This window comes from Lottiidibacillus patelloidae (assembly GCF_002262935.1).
Classification (GTDB): Bacteria; Bacillota; Bacilli; order Bacillales; family SA5d-4; genus Lottiidibacillus; species Lottiidibacillus patelloidae.
Map to the genome: position 1 here is coordinate 279,201 of NZ_NPIA01000001.1, position 16,613 is coordinate 295,813.

The 16,613-nt window shown below is 33.5% G+C and carries 19 protein-coding genes and 1 riboswitch; of the genes, 15 read left to right on the plus strand and 4 right to left on the minus strand.

Annotated features, from left to right (window positions below; translation table 11 throughout):
- The first annotated feature begins 121 nt into the window (after nucleotides 1–121).
- The 3 genes from CIB95_RS01580 to CIB95_RS01590 all read left to right on the plus strand — a co-directional run bounded on the left by CIB95_RS01580 (nucleotide 122) and on the right by CIB95_RS01590 (nucleotide 2,106).
- The gene (locus CIB95_RS01580) at nucleotides 122–715 is read left to right on the plus strand and encodes a hypothetical protein (protein ID WP_094920923.1); all 594 of its coding nucleotides are present in this window, start codon (nucleotides 122–124) and stop codon (nucleotides 713–715) included.
- 89 nt (nucleotides 716–804) lie between these two features.
- Nucleotides 805–1,035 carry a hypothetical protein gene (locus tag CIB95_RS01585; RefSeq protein WP_094920925.1) on the plus strand — a complete coding sequence of 77 codons (231 nt, stop codon included), beginning with the start codon at nucleotides 805–807 and terminating at the stop codon, nucleotides 1,033–1,035.
- 162 nt (nucleotides 1,036–1,197) lie between these two features.
- Complete coding sequence (locus tag CIB95_RS01590) at nucleotides 1,198–2,106, plus strand: MBL fold metallo-hydrolase (protein WP_158217541.1); 909 nt, start codon at nucleotides 1,198–1,200, stop codon at nucleotides 2,104–2,106.
- 174 nt (nucleotides 2,107–2,280) lie between these two features.
- Here the strand turns inward: CIB95_RS01590 and CIB95_RS01595 are convergent, their stop codons facing one another.
- The 3 genes from CIB95_RS01595 to CIB95_RS01605 form a co-directional block, all read right to left on the minus strand.
- Nucleotides 2,281–2,709, minus strand: coding sequence for a GNAT family N-acetyltransferase (locus tag CIB95_RS01595; protein ID WP_094920930.1), 429 nt, complete (start codon nucleotides 2,707–2,709; stop codon nucleotides 2,281–2,283).
- Nucleotides 2,710–2,711: 2 nt separating this feature from the next.
- Nucleotides 2,712–3,230 (minus strand): YjcG family protein, encoded by a 519-nt coding sequence (locus tag CIB95_RS01600; RefSeq protein WP_094920931.1) that lies wholly within the window; start codon nucleotides 3,228–3,230, stop codon nucleotides 2,712–2,714.
- Nucleotides 3,231–3,347: 117 nt separating this feature from the next.
- Nucleotides 3,348–4,088 (minus strand): alpha/beta hydrolase, encoded by a 741-nt coding sequence (locus CIB95_RS01605; RefSeq protein ID WP_094920933.1) that lies wholly within the window; start codon nucleotides 4,086–4,088, stop codon nucleotides 3,348–3,350.
- A 140-nt stretch (nucleotides 4,089–4,228) separates the two neighbouring features.
- Between CIB95_RS01605 and CIB95_RS01610 the strand changes: the two genes are divergently transcribed.
- From CIB95_RS01610 to CIB95_RS01640, 7 genes are all read left to right on the plus strand, one after another.
- On the plus strand, nucleotides 4,229–4,783 hold the full coding sequence (locus tag CIB95_RS01610; protein ID WP_094920935.1) for a phosphatidylglycerophosphatase A family protein: 555 nt from the start codon (nucleotides 4,229–4,231) through the stop codon (nucleotides 4,781–4,783).
- Nucleotides 4,784–4,803: 20 nt separating this feature from the next.
- Nucleotides 4,804–7,287, plus strand: coding sequence for an EAL domain-containing protein (locus CIB95_RS01615; protein WP_094920937.1), 2,484 nt, complete (start codon nucleotides 4,804–4,806; stop codon nucleotides 7,285–7,287).
- Nucleotides 7,288–7,404: 117 nt separating this feature from the next.
- A riboswitch (PreQ1 riboswitch) is annotated at nucleotides 7,405–7,448 on the plus strand.
- 111 nt (nucleotides 7,449–7,559) lie between these two features.
- Nucleotides 7,560–8,228, plus strand: coding sequence for a 7-cyano-7-deazaguanine synthase QueC (gene queC / locus CIB95_RS01620; protein WP_094920939.1), 669 nt, complete (start codon nucleotides 7,560–7,562; stop codon nucleotides 8,226–8,228).
- A gap of 2 nt (nucleotides 8,229–8,230) precedes the next feature.
- Nucleotides 8,231–8,668, plus strand: a complete 438-nt coding sequence (gene queD, locus CIB95_RS01625; RefSeq protein WP_094920942.1) for a 6-carboxytetrahydropterin synthase QueD — start codon at nucleotides 8,231–8,233, stop codon at nucleotides 8,666–8,668.
- 1 nt (nucleotide 8,669) lies between these two features.
- Nucleotides 8,670–9,401 carry a 7-carboxy-7-deazaguanine synthase QueE gene (queE, locus tag CIB95_RS01630; protein ID WP_094920944.1) on the plus strand — a complete coding sequence of 244 codons (732 nt, stop codon included), beginning with the start codon at nucleotides 8,670–8,672 and terminating at the stop codon, nucleotides 9,399–9,401.
- Nucleotides 9,402–9,420: 19 nt separating this feature from the next.
- Nucleotides 9,421–9,918: a preQ(1) synthase gene (gene queF, locus CIB95_RS01635; RefSeq protein WP_094920947.1), complete on the plus strand. Its 498-nt coding sequence runs from the start codon at nucleotides 9,421–9,423 to the stop codon at nucleotides 9,916–9,918.
- A gap of 225 nt (nucleotides 9,919–10,143) precedes the next feature.
- A complete protein-coding gene (locus CIB95_RS01640) occupies nucleotides 10,144–11,355 on the plus strand; it encodes a hypothetical protein (RefSeq protein ID WP_094920950.1) in 1,212 nt (403 codons plus the stop codon).
- A gap of 83 nt (nucleotides 11,356–11,438) precedes the next feature.
- Here the strand turns inward: CIB95_RS01640 and CIB95_RS01645 are convergent, their stop codons facing one another.
- A complete protein-coding gene (locus CIB95_RS01645; protein WP_094920953.1) occupies nucleotides 11,439–11,642 on the minus strand; it encodes an alpha/beta-type small acid-soluble spore protein in 204 nt (67 codons plus the stop codon).
- A 230-nt stretch (nucleotides 11,643–11,872) separates the two neighbouring features.
- Between CIB95_RS01645 and pxpB the strand changes: the two genes are divergently transcribed.
- The 5 genes from pxpB to CIB95_RS01670 all read left to right on the plus strand — a co-directional run bounded on the left by pxpB (nucleotide 11,873) and on the right by CIB95_RS01670 (nucleotide 16,497).
- Complete coding sequence (gene pxpB, locus CIB95_RS01650; RefSeq protein ID WP_094920956.1) at nucleotides 11,873–12,586, plus strand: 5-oxoprolinase subunit PxpB; 714 nt, start codon at nucleotides 11,873–11,875, stop codon at nucleotides 12,584–12,586.
- Nucleotides 12,583–13,548 carry a 5-oxoprolinase subunit C family protein gene (locus tag CIB95_RS01655; protein ID WP_094920958.1) on the plus strand — a complete coding sequence of 322 codons (966 nt, stop codon included), beginning with the start codon at nucleotides 12,583–12,585 and terminating at the stop codon, nucleotides 13,546–13,548. Before pxpB ends, CIB95_RS01655 begins: the two co-directional genes overlap by 4 nt.
- Complete coding sequence (locus CIB95_RS01660) at nucleotides 13,549–14,298, plus strand: 5-oxoprolinase subunit PxpA (protein ID WP_094920961.1); 750 nt, start codon at nucleotides 13,549–13,551, stop codon at nucleotides 14,296–14,298. It begins immediately after the preceding gene.
- Nucleotides 14,299–14,435: 137 nt separating this feature from the next.
- On the plus strand, nucleotides 14,436–15,011 hold the full coding sequence (locus CIB95_RS01665) for a sigma-70 family RNA polymerase sigma factor (RefSeq protein WP_233143874.1): 576 nt from the start codon (nucleotides 14,436–14,438) through the stop codon (nucleotides 15,009–15,011).
- Nucleotides 15,004–16,497, plus strand: coding sequence for a leucine-rich repeat domain-containing protein (locus CIB95_RS01670; RefSeq protein ID WP_094920967.1), 1,494 nt, complete (start codon nucleotides 15,004–15,006; stop codon nucleotides 16,495–16,497). The genes CIB95_RS01665 and CIB95_RS01670 overlap by 8 nt, the downstream gene beginning before the upstream one ends.
- Nucleotides 16,498–16,613 lie beyond the last annotated feature (116 nt).

A 16,613-nucleotide genomic window follows, 5' to 3' on the forward strand; every position in this document is an offset into this window, starting at 1 on the left:
TTAAATAAGAGGTATAGGTATTTTCATTAGAATGAGTAATATATAGCGAAAATAGGCTAATGTCACATATAAACGTGCTAGAGCATATAAAGTAATAAATAGAGTAAAAGGAGAGGTACCAATGGAACGAGCTACACCAAAAACTAAAATCCGCAAACGTCCAAGTTGGGCTCAATTACAGCAAAGAGTAATTTTTTTACAGTCTGAGATTTTAAAATATAAGCGAAAGCTGAAAAGATATAGAGACAATGCAAAATATAAAAGTATAGACGAGTTAAAAACGGAACGTGATAAATTAGAGCATATGTTAGAAGACCAGTATAAAAAGAACGAAAAGTTAGAAAAAGATTATTCAGTATTACAAGAGGAAAATGAAAAAATGAAAGAAGAAAAAGCCTCCTTACTAGCAGAAGCGGAAAAGAGTAAGGAAAATAAAGAAAAAAGTCATCATTCATCTAACTATGATTTACTAAATGAAAAAATAGGGCATGTAAGCGAGCAATTAGAACACTATATAAAAAACTATGAGAAAAGTGAAAAAAGACTCAAAAACCATGATAAAGAATTAGCGAAAATTGAATTATTAATAGGGCAATTAGAGCAGTACTCAAAAAACAAAGTCGAAGAGCAATTGATGACATTAAAGACAAAGATTTCAGCTATTGAAGAGAAAATTATGAATGAAAGTAAATCTTCAAGGTATTTACAAAAATAATCTTTAAGTAGGAGATAGCCTATACCTTCATCGTATGTCTTGAATATTCTGTTACGGAAGCTAAGACGATACGTAAGGAGGAGAATGTTATGTCAGAAAGAAAAAAGAAAGTTTTACAAGTAGATGAACTAATTGTAAAAGCTAATAAAGTCATTATTCTTGATCAAGACCAGAAAAAGGATAAAAAAGATGAGCCAAAACGTCGTGATCCATGGGGTTGGTCATGGAATGATGATCAAGTTGAAAGCAGTAGTAGCAGTAGTAGCAGTTCAGAAATATTAGACAGTAAAGATGATAAACCTAGAGATCCATGGCTATAATTATGTAAGAAGGAAGAACAACAGATTTGTTGTTCTTTTTTATTTTATATTATTTAAAATAAAAAAAATGAAGCAAAAAGGATGTAAGCCATACAGAACAGAATATGGAATATATAAAATTGATCGTCATTTCAGATGAAAGAAGAGGAGAAGGTGATAAAAATGGAATTAATTAAGATTACAGATTGCTGTTATTATTTCAAAGGAGCTGTGAATATTGGTTATATAAAATATAATAATTATGGAATTCTCGTAGATTCTGGTATTGATCCTTCGGTAGCTAAGAAGGTAATGAAAATAGTACAGAAAAAGGGAATACCTTTTACGCATTTATTTATTACCCACGCCCATGCAGACCATTATGGAGGAGCAGCTTATCTACAAGAAAAGTATAAAGTAACTACAATTGCTCCGCCTTTCGAAGAGGCAATCCTTACATATCCGCAAATTCATACGATGTTATTAAATTCAGGCAATGACAGCAACAAAGAATTACAAAATAAATTTCTACAAGGACAAGCGGTGAAAGTAGACAAAATTTGCAATGAAGGAATAAATACTATTGATGATATAACGTTTACTGCGCTTCATTTCCCGGGACATAGCCATTTTCAAATGGGATTATTATTCGACAATATTTTATATGCAGCAGATTCCTACTTTGGAAAAGATGCATTAAAAAAACACGGGATTCCATTTATTGTAGATGCCGAACAAACAATGGAAACATTGAACAAATTACTTGAAATTGATTGCTTAGGGGCTGTACCTGGACATGGTGAATTTGAGAATGACTTTAGCTCATCTGTGCAAGAGAATATACTGAAACATGAGGAAGTTTATCAGACAATCCTATTATTATTAAAACAAAGATATAAAGGTTTAGAAGAAATTCTCTCCAGTGTTTGTTTAAAGTTAAACATCACTTTAAATTCTTATATGTCTTACTCCCTTTATCGAACGTCCATTAATGCTTATGTAACGAAAGGAATTAATCGTGGGGATATTTCTTATCATTTTGAAAATAATAAATTACTTTTCACAAATTCAAAAGGGCTTTATTATAACTAACAAAAATAAAGCCATCCAAAGTAACCAATATTGTGGAAGCGAGGAGGATTGCGGTTCGTCCGCAGAAAGGGAGTGGATTTCAAGATATGAACATAACCCATTAACAAAAATAAATTAGAAAAAGGGCTGCGAGATCATCAGCTTTCACTGACTTTCTGGACAGCCCTTTTGTCATTATATTGATTTTTTCATTTTCACATGAGGGATACCAGCTTCCATAAACTCATCGGATACAGGTTGATACCCTAATTTTAAATAGAATTTTTCTGCATGTGTTTGAGAATTTAATATTAATTGAGGAATGTTTTGCTCTTTTGCAGTTGCTTCAAGAGCTTCCATTAAATTAATTCCAATGCCGTGTTTTCTGTAAGGTTTTAATACACAAATGCGTTCTACTTTTCCACCTTCAGCTATTTTTCTTAGTCTTCCTGCAGCTACAGGTTTTGTTTCGTCATAACTAATGAAATGGAAACAGTCTTTCTCGTACTCATCAATTTCGAGATCTTCTGGAACATTTTGCTCATCGATAAAAACTTCTCTCCTTACAAGAAGTGCATCTTCATACTCTTTCTCCGTTGATACTAATTTTGTCACTAATGCCATTATTAACAATCCTCTCCTAGAAGGAAAGTCTCGTAAACTGTCCAAGATCCATTTTCTAATTGGTATAATAGTTGAAAACGGTCAACAATTTCTTCGTGGTTGATATCCATCATTTTCATACTTTCAAGCACATCAGAGTGTTCCGCATCTGACATTTTTTGTCCAATAGTTATATGGGGGACAAAACTAAATTCTTGCGCTTGTTCCAATGCGCCGCTATTTAAATCACTTTGTAATTGTAATAATGTTTCATGGTTTTTCACACCTAGAAAAATCGTGTTCGTTACAGGATGGAAAGACCCAACTTTATAAACATTCAAAGGGAATGGAGGAGTAGTTTTAGCAATAGATCTCACTTGATTTACTACTTCCTTTATTTTCTCATCGTCCACTTCAAACATTCCTTTAATTGTAATGTGAGGTGGGATGAGTGTGTAATGTGGATCGTAACGCTTCCTGTATGAATTCGCAATATCTTGCAGCTTTTTAGATGGGAAAATAGCAATACCGTACTTTAACATGAAAATTCATCCTCCTCGTATAGAAAAATTGAATGTAGTTACAATTAATTAGGAAATATATTCAATTTCTTACTTTATATTATATCAAAATTTCGTGTCACTGAGAAATATGATTACCTACTTACTATATAGAAATTTTAATGCTCTTTTTAAATCTGGTTGCCAATAAGTCCATGTATGGTCTCCTTCAAATTCATCGTAAAAATAAGTGAAAGGTTTGTTTTGTAATATATTATGAAGCGTACGATTTGGTGTAAGGAAATCTTTCGTTTTTCCTTTCGTTGTTTCTACTACAGATTCCTGTTTACCAATGACATGATAGACATTTAATGAACTTGATAAGGACTGAAAATTTTCAGCTTTTTTCAAAACTGTATCATTTACATAAGGAGAGTGCATAACAATATTTGCAAATGTATGTGGGTAGTTAAGACTCGTAATAAAAGAAGCCGTACCTGCCAACGAATCACCCATTAATGATCTACCATATGCTAAGTGATGAGTGGAATATTCCTTGTCAATAAATGGAACTAATTCATGTACTAAGAATTGTTGATATGCTTCATTCTTTTCGCCATTTGGATGGTACTTTTCTCTACGGTCTTCCACGGATTTATATGGAACACCGACGATAATGAAATCTTCTAATTGCATCTCTTTTATTCCTTCATCAGCAAATGTTGCAATTCGCCCCAATTGAAAATAATCCTGACCATCCTGAACGTATAGTACAGGATATGTATAGAGATGCGAGTAGGCAGGAGGGAGGTAAACCATCACATTTATTTCTTCTTTTAAAAATTTACTATTAACCGTAAGCTCATCTATAGAACTTTTAATCTCATCTATTTTTTTCATTATTGTCACTCCGTTTCGTCTATATCCTCTTGTTAGTATATCAAAAGTGGGTATAATCTTGCATCGATTTAAACTATTGGAAATGGTATAATTAAATTTACATAATATTATGACTGTACATTAACGTGGAGGGGATTAACATGAAAAAATCAATTCATAGTAAAGAAGTTGAAGCGGCAGCGCGTAAAGCATTGTTAGAAAGAGGTGTAACAATGGAAGCGATTGCTGAAATTGTATATGAAATGCAATCCCCATATTCTGATCGTTTAACTATAGAAGAGTGTGTTGAAAGTGTGGATGCTGTTCTAGAAAAGAGAGAATTACAGCATGCTTTATTAGTTGGAATAGAACTAGACAAACTCGCAGAACAAAATAAACTATCAGAACCATTACAATCTTTAGTTGAAATGGATGAAGGTTTGTTCGGTGTCGACGAAACAATTGCACTTGGTGCAGTATTTGGATACGGAAGCATTGCGGTTACTACATATGGACATTTAGATAAACAAAAAATAGGTGTCATTAAAAAACTCGATACAAAACAAGTAGAAGGAGTACATACCTTTCTAGACGATTTAGTAGCAAGTGTTGCAGCAAGTGCATCAGCTAGGATTGCTCATCGTTTAAGAGATATTGAAGATAACTTACGAAAAGAAGAAATTGTGAAAAAAGAGATGGAAGAAAGAATTGGATAAGTTGACAGTGAGGTAATGTGATGAGTGAGCGAATTTTAGACTCTATAGACAAGAAAAAATTAAAAAATGAAATAGACGAAAAGATGAATTCACAACTCAAATTACTATGGGATAATACTGCTGATGCTGTGTTTATGTTTGACAGTAAAGGTGAAATTACTCATGTGAATCCATCATTTACAAAAATGCTTGGTTGGAGCGAACATGAAATACTTTCAAGAAATGATATCTCGATTATTCCTAAACATTATAAAAATGATCAAAAAAAGGTGTTGCAACGAATTTTAAATGGAGAAGTAATTAGCTTTCATTATACAGAAAGAAGCCGAAAAGATGGTAAGAACATTCATGTCTTAGCGTCTTACCATCCCATTAAAGATGATAATGGTGCTGTAATTGGTGCGACAGCAATGTATAAGGACATGTCAGAGCAAGTTAGAATCGAACAGGCACTTTCTGAGAGTGAAAAAAGATACCAACAATTAATTGAGCATACACCTTACATGATTGTTGTCCATGATGATATGAATATTTTATATATAAACAATGCAGGCGTTCAAACACTATGTGCAACTAATAAGAGTGAGATCTATGAGCGAACGATTTATTCATTTGTTAACTCTGACCTAGAAGATGAATTAGCAAATATATTAGCAAAGTTGAAAAAGACAAATCGTTCTGAACTGATTATTAATTCTTTAGACGGAAGGAAAATTAATGTAGATTGTACGACCATCCCCATCACCTATTTAGGAAGAAGAGCATATCAATCGGTCCTTCATGATGTTACGAAAAGAAAAAGAGCCGAGAAAGCATTGCGTAACAGCGAAAAGGACTACAGAACAATTACGGAATATTCTACAGATATGATCAGTGTATTAAATCGAAGAGGAAAGGTAATATATGCTTCTCCTTCGCATGAAACAATACTAGGATACGATGCTAAAGAATTAATAGATTCCAACTTATATGCGATTATTCATCCAGAAGATAGAAAAAAAGTTTTGCAAGTTTTTTCAACAGGTGTTTCCAAGAGACAGGGGCAAACGGTGGAATGCCGTCTAAAAAAAACAAATAATAGCTGGGTCTGGGTAGAAGCAAGAGGAACACCATTTATTAACGAAAAAGGTGAACTTGAGAAAGTTGTTATTGTTAAACGAGATATAACGGAAAGAAAGATTTACGAAGCAGAACTAGAGTATATGGCTTTCCAAGATAGTTTAACAGGATTACCTAATCGCCGGTCTTTTCTCCATCAATTGGACATGCTTGTTGAAAGTGACAATGCAACTTTTACAATCTTTTACTTAGATGTCGATCGTTTCAAATATGTAAACGACTCGCTTGGGCACCATAAAGGTGACGAATTGTTAAAAGCGATTGCAAAAAGGCTTGAAGAGTCTAGTGGGTTTGACAATGTTGCTAGGCTAAGTGGTGATGAGTTTGTCTTGCTTACAAAAGACTTAAAAAATGAAGAAGAAATCATCCAACGAGCCAATAAATTATTATCTATATTTAAAGATGCATTTTCAATTAATAATTTTGATTTCCATTTAGGAGCTAGCATAGGGATTGCCACTTACCCTAAAGATGGTGAAGATGCGCTGTCTCTATTAAAAAATGCAGACTCAGCAATGTATGAGTCAAAAGGAAATGGCAAAAACCAATATCACCTTTACCTTCCTTCTATGAATGAAAGAACGTTCGAATGGCTTGTATTAGAAAATGACTTACATAAAGCTTTAGAAAAAGGTGAGTTCTTTATAGAGTATCAGCCGCGTATTGATATGAAAAATGAACAAGTAGCAGGGGCAGAAGCGTTAATACGTTGGCAACATCCAACTTATAATCGAGTAAACCCAGCAAATTTTATTCCATTAGCAGAAGAAACTGGATTAATTATCCCAATCGGTAAATGGGTATTAGAAACTGCATGTCGTCAGTTAAAAAGCTGGCATGAAGCAGGTTTTACAAATTTGAAAATAAGTGTTAACTTTTCTGCTAGACAATTTTTATCAGAGAATTTAATAAAGGATGTTGCAGCAGTAATTTCTGATAGCAAGATTAGTCCGCAACATTTAGAAATTGAAATTACAGAAAGTACCCTATTGCAAAATGAATTAGTTGTTTTGGCTGCATTGAGAGAGTTAATGGAAATGGGTGTGCAAATAACACTTGATGACTTTGGCACTGGTTATGCTTCTTTAACTTACTTAACTAAGTATCAAGTAAATGCACTAAAAATTGATAAGTCCTTTATTAAAGATATTTCAAAAAATCCTGAAAAAGATGCAATTACGACTGCTGTCATCACATTAGCACACAGTCTAAATATGCAAGTCGTTGCTGAAGGTGTTGAATATTACGAGGACTATGAGCATTTGCTTTCAAAAAATACTGATGAAATACAAGGCTACTTTATAAGTAGACCAATTAGTCCAGAAAAATTCTTAATGGCATTAAAGAAAGGTACATTTACGAAATGTTTTAAAAAGCACTCATAAGGAGTGCTTTTTTCAATCCTGACTATTCTACTGTAATAAATAATTTATGAAAATTATTTTATGTATGATATAGTATAGTAGGTAAAAAAATACGAAAACAATTCCACAAGATTCCTTGTGGGAGAGGTTCGCGAACTCCCTCTATAAAAAACTAAGGAAAACGATATCCTTGGGATACGTTTTTTTATTTGTTTATTACAAGAAAGTATAATTTTGGCATATACTAAGGGCGTTCGAGAATTAAGTTTTCTTCTTAAAAAGGAGAATGGGAAATGAAAAAAGGAAAAGCAGTTGTTGTTTTTAGTGGTGGACAAGATAGTACGACATGTCTATTTTGGGCGATGGAACGCTTTGAGGAAGTTGAAGCCGTAACATTTAACTACAATCAAAGACATCAATTAGAAATAGATTGTGCTAAAGATATTTGTAAAGAATTAGGAATTAATCACCATATTTTAGATATGGGTTTATTAAATCAACTTACTTCTAATGCGCTAACACGCGACACAATAGATGTTAAAGATGGTGAAGAAGGAGAGTTACCTTCGACATTTGTTGATGGAAGAAATTTAATCTTTTTAACTTTTGCAGCAATTTATGCAAAACAAAAAGGTGCAAAACACATTATTACTGGCGTTTGTGAGACTGATTTTAGTGGGTATCCAGATTGTCGAGATATGTTCATTAAATCGTTAGATGTAACATTAAATCTTGCAATGGATTATCCGTTTGTCATTCATACACCGTTAATGTGGTTAAATAAAGCAGAAACTTGGAAGTTAGCAGAAGACCTAAATGCATTAGAATTCGTGAAAAATAAAACATTAACTTGTTACAATGGCGTAATTGCTGATGGATGTGGAGAATGTCCAGCATGCCACCTTAGAAACAAAGGTTATGAAGATTATCTTAATATGTTAGAGGAAGGAGGGAGTAACTAACGATGTTACAGCAATTTTATCCACAAGTACCTCACTCCTATAGTTACGAATTAAATAAGGATATGCATTTTGCAGCAGCACACTTTGTTCCACACGAGTCTGCCGGCAAATGTGTAAATGTCCATGGCCATACGTATTTCGTAAATGTGACTGTTGCAGGTGATGAGCTAAATGAAGCGGGTTTCCTAGTTGATTTTAAAACATTAAAAGAAATCGTACATGATCGCTACGACCATTCTCTAATGAACGATAAAAAAGAAGACTTTAATGATAAGAATGCATATGATTTTCCGACGACAGAAGTTGTTGCTAGAAAAATATATGAAAATATTCAATCTTACCTAAATGGAATGGATAATAAGCCTCAATGTTTGCAAGTATTAGTAAGAGAAACACCAACTAGTTATGTAGTATACCGCCCTAAAAATGGTGGGAAATAAGATGGAAAAGGCAAGAAAGATTCCAGTCTTAGAAGTATTTGGTCCAACTATTCAAGGTGAAGGAATGGTTATTGGACAAAAAACGATGTTTGTTCGTACAGCAGGCTGTGATTACCAATGTTCCTGGTGTGACTCTGCATTCACTTGGGATGGCAGTGCGAAAGATGAAATAAAGCAAATGACAGCAGAAGAAATTTGGAACGAGCTTAAAGAGATTGGAGATAACCGGTTTAATCATGTAACGATATCAGGCGGGAATCCAGCTCTCTTATCAAGTATTGGTTCACTCATCAATTTGCTTCATGAAAAGGGAATAGAAGTAGCCGTTGAGACGCAAGGGAGTATATGGAAAAACTGGTTTTTAGATATTGATCAACTGACTTTATCACCAAAGCCTCCTAGTTCTGGAATGGAAACTAATTTTGAAAAGTTGGATGAAATTTTTCACCGTCTAAAACAAAATTCTAATTTTGGAAAAGAAGTATCATTAAAAGTAGTAGTCTTTGATGAAGAGGATTTTCAATATGCAAGGGATGTACATACCCGTTATCCAGAAGTGAGTTTTTTCTTACAAGTTGGAAATAGTGATATTGAACATGAAGCTTCGACAAAAGACTTACTTGAAAAATTAGAATGGCTAGTAAATAAAGTGGTTGAATCACCTGAAATGAATCATGCTAGAGTGTTACCGCAACTGCACACCCTTATTTGGGGGAATAAAAGAGGCGTGTAAGGAAGGAAGGATTTAAGTTATGAGCGGAAGAAAAGATAGTGAATTAACAGATGTTACGTTATTAGGAAACCAAGGAACGAATTATACGTTTGAATACAACCCAAATGTTTTAGAAACATTTGAAAATAAGCATATTGAAAATGATTATTTTGTAAAGTTTAATTGTCCCGAATTTACAAGCCTTTGTCCGAAAACAAATCAACCTGATTTTGCAACTATTTACATTAGCTACATTCCAGATGTAAAAATGGTTGAAAGTAAGTCATTGAAATTATATTTATTTAGTTTTAGAAATCATGGTGATTTTCACGAAGACTGTATGAATATTATAATGAAAGACTTAATCAAATTAATGGATCCGAGATACATTGAAGTTTGGGGGAAATTCACTCCAAGGGGTGGCATTTCTATTGACCCATATGTTAACTATGGTAAACCGGGGACAAAATTTGAAAAAATGGCGGAGCATCGAATGATGAACCACGATTTATATCCTGAAAAAATTGATAATCGATAGTATGTAAAGCCTTTGCAGCCAATGCGAAGGTTTTTTTGTGCCCATAAATACATCCCATCTTGATCACATTAAACTTTCTTAAATATAAGAGGAAACAAATGAAGAAAAGGCCATAAACATAAGAGGTAATATATCTACAAAAAAGCACTAATAAATGAAGTGACATAAAACATTGTTATAGCTATAATTAATTATCTTTTACAATTTTATTAAGAAGGTGAAATCATGATTATTAAAATGCGTTTTACTCTGGTGTTAAGCGTTATATTAATACTCCTTACTGCATGTGGAACTGATAAGGTGATCGACAAAGATAACAATAATGAAACAGAAAATGAACATAGTGAAAATAACGAGGATGAGGATAATCAAAATACAGAAACTGAAAATGAAGATACTGATCAGGAAGGTTCTGATGAGATAATTGAACCGAAAAAAACAACACAATTCACTTTACATTGGGAAAATCATAATGGTAGTTTTAGCGTCAACGGTGTTAAATTGGGCGATTCTCATAAAGGAGTATTAGAGAAGTTAGGAAATCCTCAAGAAATAATTGAAAATGGGGATGAAACATTAGAGCTATATCTTATCGAAGATTGGTTCACAAGAGAATTAGCAGTGACTTATAAAGAAGAAAAAGTTGTCCGAATCGAATTATTCGGCTCATTAGAAACTACTGAACTAGAAGCACTTATTCAAGATTTTCAAGGTGGCATCTATCGATACAAATACGCATCCTACTCGCACCTTTTTGAAAGTCCAAACGGTAGTTTACTCGTCATTGACTCGAGTAATTATGCGAAATATGGCATTCAGCAACGCTATATAATTACAACGATGAACAATTGGAAAAATGAAGAAAATTACCTAGAAGATTATATGAGAACTGATAATGATGCTGCAATTGCTGTTATTGTTCGCTCTAACCCTTTATATATCCATTTACTTGGTTCTGGTGAGCTTGTTGTTAATGGAATTAAGATTGGTGATTCGAGGGAAACGGTAGAGGCGTTGTTAGGTGTGCCATTTGATGCTGAAGAAGATAAAAATTATGAGAATCAAGAAACTTCAGACCATGGGTATTGGCCACATTGGAAGTATACGTATGGAATCGAAACGGAAATTAATTATATTGAGTTTATTGTAGAATTTTACAAAGATAGAGTCATTGCAATAGAGTTGCATGATGAGATGCAAGTACCGATCATTCCAAGTTCATTTGTCGAAGAATTCGAAGGTACGATTTATATGGAAGACAGTTCTAGTTCTTTCATTTTCGATGCAAAAGAAAATATCTTTGTCATACAAGCACAATTGGGCAATTACAGAATTGCTGAAAGAGCAGACCGAAACTGGATTAACGCAAATTTTGAAGAGTCCTTAGAGAAAGTCACAAAGCAAGAAGTACTAGAAAGTCCAATTATAATAAAATAATCAGCAAAAATAGAGGAGAATGGGGCAGTTCCATTCTCTTTTTCTATTTGAAAAAGCCAGGCAAAAGCCTGACTCGCCATTAATTATTTAGTTGTTTGACCACTTAATTGTTGCTGCGCAGTTTTTACTAAACGCTTCGTAATCTCCCCACCAACAGAACCATTGCTTCTAGCTGCTGTATCAGGACTTAACGTTACTCCAAATTCTTGCGCTATTTCATATTTTATTTGATCTAATGCCTGTTCGATACCAGGCACTAACAATTGATTTCTACTTCCTCTTGCCAATTTAATTGCCTCCTTTAAATTAAATTAATGTATAAAACAACTAATGAAAGTTGTATGAGTAGTTTACGTAAACTTTAATTAAAAACACTTGGTAATGCTTAGTAGTTGAAATAGAAATTTACCAAAAGAGGAATTTTGCAAAAAATAGTTAACTTAATAGTATATGCAAAAATAATATTTTTTATTCTATCTTTAATAAAAAATTTATAATTATATGAGGGACTGATGAAATGAAAGGGTTTAACGCTTATCCGCTTGGAGATAGCGCAATTACTATCGAATTTGGTAAAACTCCTTCTCAGCAAGTGTTATCAAAGGTAAAACAGTTTTCCCAATCGCTACAACTAGCAAAATTGGCATGGATAATTGAGTGGACAACGGCTTATACAACGGTAACAATATACTGTGACATAGCGAAAGTTAATTCAATAAAGAAAGATAACGAGGATATTTTCACCTTTGTTATAGAAAAATTATCTAGAATACAAAGTACGATAATAAATGATGAATCTATATTAAATAAACAAATTGAAATACCGGTGTGCTACGATGATGAATTTGCCTTGGATCTTGAAGAAGTGGCAAAACTAAGTAATCTTTCTAAAGATGACGTTATTGCTTTTCATACAAACGCTATTTATCAGGTGGCAATGGTTGGTTTTTTACCAGGTTTCCCTTTTTTACAAGGGTTACCGAGTCAGTTAACCGCACCACGTAAGAAAACACCACGCCTAAAAGTTTTAGGTGGTTCTGTAGCGGTTGCCGGAAAACAGACAGGAATATATCCTTCAGACTCACCTGGTGGTTGGCAAATAATCGGACGCACTCCACTGAAGTTTTTCCGTCGTCACAATGCTAATCCGAGTTTATTAAAAGCTGGAGATACGGTATGTTTTAAAAGAATATCGAAAGAACAATTTTATTTATTGGATAAAAATCAATGAGTATTGAAGTAATAACACCTGGAATATATACGACTGTTCAAGACCTCGGAAGAACTGGATACCAACACATTGGAGTTAGTCCAAGCGGGGCATTTGATACTTTTGCACATCGAATTGCTAATATCCTTGTCGGAAATGATGAGTCCTGCGCAACATTGGAAGTGACGATAACAGGGCCAACATTAAAATTTAACAGTCAAATGAACATCGCCCTGACTGGTGCCAATCTTTCGCCAAAGCTAAATGGTATTGAAATAGAGAACTGGCGTCGTTATCTTGTTAACGAAGGAGATATTTTAAGGTTTGCAAAACTAAAGTCAGGATGTAGAGCATATTTAGCTGTATCTGGAGGAATAGCTGGTGAAAAGTGGCTAGGTAGTACGTCTACTTATTTACAAGAAAATGTAGGTGGCTATAAAGGGAGGCTACTGCAAAAAAAGGATGTATTACACGTAAATCAGTCTACACGTACTGATAATGAAGAAATTACTAAATGGAAAGTCTCTCAACAATTTCTTAATCATTATTATCAAAAAACACCAATTCGTGTACTTAAAGGAAGACATTATGATCAATTCTCAGAAGAAGAGCTTAAAAAATTTATGACTAATCGTTATCACGTTAATGCTTCATCAAACAGAATGGGGTATAGGTTAGATGGAGAAACAATACATCGACTTGTGGAGCAAGAACTAGTGTCCGAAGGTGTCAGTAATGGAACGGTACAGATCCCAGCAGATGGCAAGCCAATAGTATTAATGAACGATCGACAAACGATTGGTGGCTATCCTAAAATAGCTCAAGTCATCAGTGCTGATCTAATAAAACTTGCACAATATAAACCCGGGGAAGACCTTTCATTTCGATTTGTCTCTTTACAAGAGGCTCAGAACGCATATTTAATGCTTGAGAAGGAACTAAACATATTAAAAGCAGCAGTAAAGCTAAAAGGAGGGATATAGATGAAGCAAATCGATATCAATTGTGATTATGGTGAAAGTTATGGTTCCTTTCGAGGTTTTGTTAGTGATGACATATTAAAATACATATCTTCTGTAAATATAGCTTGTGGCTTTCATGCTGGAGATTTTCGGACTATGGAGCAATCAGTCAAACAAGCAATGCAACATAATGTGAAAATTGGAGCGCACCCAGGTTTTCCTGATTTACAAGGGTTTGGTCGAAGATTTATGCAAATGACACCAAAGGAAGTGTATCAAATTGTTGTTTACCAAATCGGAGCTTTATCTGCTTTTGTTAAAGCGGAAGGTGGACGCCTAAATCATGTTAAACCTCACGGTGCGCTATATAATTTGGCAGCCAAAGATCTATCAATTGCTTTAGCGATTGCTGAAGCGGTATATAAAACAGATAATTCATTAACATTATACGGACTTGCAAAAAGTGAGTTAATTACTGCTGGTAAGGAAGTCGGGTTAGCCGTTGCAGAAGAAGCATTTGCAGATCGCACGTATCAAGCTGATGGGTCATTGACACCTAGGACGGAGAAGAATGCTATCGTAACGTCTATTGATGAAGCAATAGATCAAGTTGTACATTGTATTAAACATGACGAGATGCGATCCGTTTGTGGTAACACAATAAAACTAGCGGCAGACACATATTGTATACATGGTGATACAAATACAGCACTAAGCTTAGCTAAGCAACTTACATACACCCTGAAAAAAGAAAATATTATTGTCGGATAAACCGAGGTTTATTCATGCGTGCATTGCTTGGGTACTCCAAGCTTTTTTCTTTTTCAGAAAATTTTTTTTGGAAAAACAGAACTATTTTAATCTTGTTTTCGTCTAACGATCATAAAAAAAATAAGGAGGGTATTGTATTGGCGGTTAATAAATTTATTGAACCTATATATGAAAATGACATACAAAACCCAGAAGAGTTTCTCATTCGGTTAATGGAAGAATATGGACAAAGTGTCGCGCGACTTGCTTACACTTACGTTAAAGATAAAGCATTAGCAGAAGACATTTCCCAAGAGGTTTTTATAAAATGTTATCAAAACTTAAAAGGGTTTCGAAATGAAAGCTCGTACAAAACTTGGGTTTATCGTATAACGGTCAATCATTGTAAAGATGTTTTACGGAGCTGGACATTAAGAAATGTTATCCCTACAGAAATTTTCTCTTCAAAAAGGGAGCAACATAGCTTTCGTGGAGAGGAAAGTAAATCCCCCGAATATATGGCGCTCTCAAATGAAAATGACAGCGAAATAGCAGAAGCAGTATTAAAACTGCCGATTAAGTTGCGAGAAGTAATTATTTTTTATTATTATGAAGATCAAAAAATCGAGGAAGTAGCAAATCAATTAAACCTGAATGTTAATACTGTAAAAACACGATTAATGCGGGCGAAGAAAAAATTAAGAAAGCTGATGGGAGGTAGTCATTTTGAGTAAAGAGCTAAAACATTTAAGGGAAAAAATGAATAACACAGTACTTAAGGATGTTACCTTCGAAGAACGTCATATGCAAAAAGTATTGAATAATATACATAGTAATTCACATATAAAAGTGGAGAAAAATAATAGTTTTTTTAATAATGCAACACGTGCGACATTTGCAAGCGTAGCAATCATTGTTTTAGTATTCGTTGTTCTATTTAACAGTGAAATAAATATTGGTGAAGGAGATGCCCCCCCTAATAAAGAGCAATCACCAGTTGATATTCCAAAGAAAGATGATAAAAAGAATGATGATAATTCTGACGATGAAAAAGATAGTGAGCAAACGAAGGAAGATGCAGAAAAGAAAATCGTAGTAATTGAAAATAAAGCATTAGAAATAGCAATTAGAGAGAGATTACAAAAAGAGACAGGTGAATTAACCGAAGCCGATATGCTTAGATTGACAGATTTATATCTGAGCAATATGTCAGGTAATTTAAATGGACTAGAACATGCGAAAAATTTAACACAAATAATAATAATAACTGATAGTAACGAAAGTATAGACCTTGCTAAATTAAGTGGTTTACCTAACTTATGGCTAGTTTCTATAGGAGGTTCTGGTAAGTACCAAAATTTATCTTTACTTTCTGAATGTGAAAAATTAATGGAACTTCACATATCAGGGTGGGTAGATTTAGAGCAGGTAGCATACTTAAAAAATATTTGGAAACTACAAGTGGAATCGATAGATGTAAAGGATCTAACACCACTAGCTAATTTGAGTAATTTAGGTTCACTTAAATTAATAAATATCCATTTTGAAGACTTTTCTCCACTTTCAAACTTAACGAATTTATACGAACTTGGTATATATTATACTTTTGATAGGTCTGACCCTAGTAAAGAAGCATTTAAAAATTTCTCAACGATAAAAAATTTGAAGAATTTAAAGTGGTTAACGATTAATAATTATGGGATCAAGGATATCTCTTCACTAGCAAATTTAGATAAATTAGAAGCTCTTACATTAAAACAAAATAATATTAGTGACATTAGCCCGTTAAGCAATTTAAAGAGTTTAGAGGGCTTATATCTTACTAATAATAAAGTTAACAAAATATCAGCAATTGCTAACTTAACTGAATTAAGTTGGTTACATTTAGATGGAAATAACATTAGTAATCTTGAGCCCGTTTCAAATTTAACTAATCTAAGGGGGATATCTTTAAATGATACGAAAGTCACTGATTTAAATGTCTTAGAAAACTTACCACACATCTATAAACTCGAAATTAAAGGTGCGCCATTCGATGATATTAAGTCATTAGAAGAACAACTTTTAAATATTCCAAACTTGAGAGAGCTAATGATATCGGAAAAATTAAAAGAAAAATTAATCGAAACAGGGACGTTTGAAACATTACAGAACAGAAATGTTAGAATATATACTGAACCACCCTATGAAGGTGAGATGAAAGAATGGCAAGATGTATAGAGGATAAAATGAAGAGTGTAGGATTTTCCTACACTCTTTTTCATTTTCTATTAAAGTATTGTTTGATAATTTACAAGTTTCATATTATACTTAGATTAACAAATGTTCAAAATGTA

Coding starts and splice junctions, on each gene's coding strand:
- CIB95_RS01655 (WP_094920958.1), top strand. CDS start 12,583: ATGAGTATTGAAGTAATAACACCTGGAATATATACGACTGTTCAAGAC.
- queF (WP_094920947.1), top strand. CDS start 9,421: ATGAGCGGAAGAAAAGATAGTGAATTAACAGATGTTACGTTATTAGGA.
- CIB95_RS01595 (WP_094920930.1), bottom strand. CDS start 2,709: ATGGCATTAGTGACAAAATTAGTATCAACGGAGAAAGAGTATGAAGAT.
- queC (WP_094920939.1), top strand. CDS start 7,560: ATGAAAAAAGGAAAAGCAGTTGTTGTTTTTAGTGGTGGACAAGATAGT.
- queD (WP_094920942.1), top strand. CDS start 8,231: ATGTTACAGCAATTTTATCCACAAGTACCTCACTCCTATAGTTACGAA.
- CIB95_RS01610 (WP_094920935.1), top strand. CDS start 4,229: ATGAAAAAATCAATTCATAGTAAAGAAGTTGAAGCGGCAGCGCGTAAA.
- CIB95_RS01640 (WP_094920950.1), top strand. CDS start 10,144: ATGATTATTAAAATGCGTTTTACTCTGGTGTTAAGCGTTATATTAATA.
- pxpB (WP_094920956.1), top strand. CDS start 11,873: ATGAAAGGGTTTAACGCTTATCCGCTTGGAGATAGCGCAATTACTATC.
- CIB95_RS01600 (WP_094920931.1), bottom strand. CDS start 3,230: ATGTTAAAGTACGGTATTGCTATTTTCCCATCTAAAAAGCTGCAAGAT.
- CIB95_RS01580 (WP_094920923.1), top strand. CDS start 122: ATGGAACGAGCTACACCAAAAACTAAAATCCGCAAACGTCCAAGTTGG.
- CIB95_RS01590 (WP_158217541.1), top strand. CDS start 1,198: ATGGAATTAATTAAGATTACAGATTGCTGTTATTATTTCAAAGGAGCT.
- CIB95_RS01615 (WP_094920937.1), top strand. CDS start 4,804: ATGAGTGAGCGAATTTTAGACTCTATAGACAAGAAAAAATTAAAAAAT.
- CIB95_RS01660 (WP_094920961.1), top strand. CDS start 13,549: ATGAAGCAAATCGATATCAATTGTGATTATGGTGAAAGTTATGGTTCC.
- queE (WP_094920944.1), top strand. CDS start 8,670: ATGGAAAAGGCAAGAAAGATTCCAGTCTTAGAAGTATTTGGTCCAACT.
- CIB95_RS01605 (WP_094920933.1), bottom strand. CDS start 4,088: ATGAAAAAAATAGATGAGATTAAAAGTTCTATAGATGAGCTTACGGTT.
- CIB95_RS01585 (WP_094920925.1), top strand. CDS start 805: ATGTCAGAAAGAAAAAAGAAAGTTTTACAAGTAGATGAACTAATTGTA.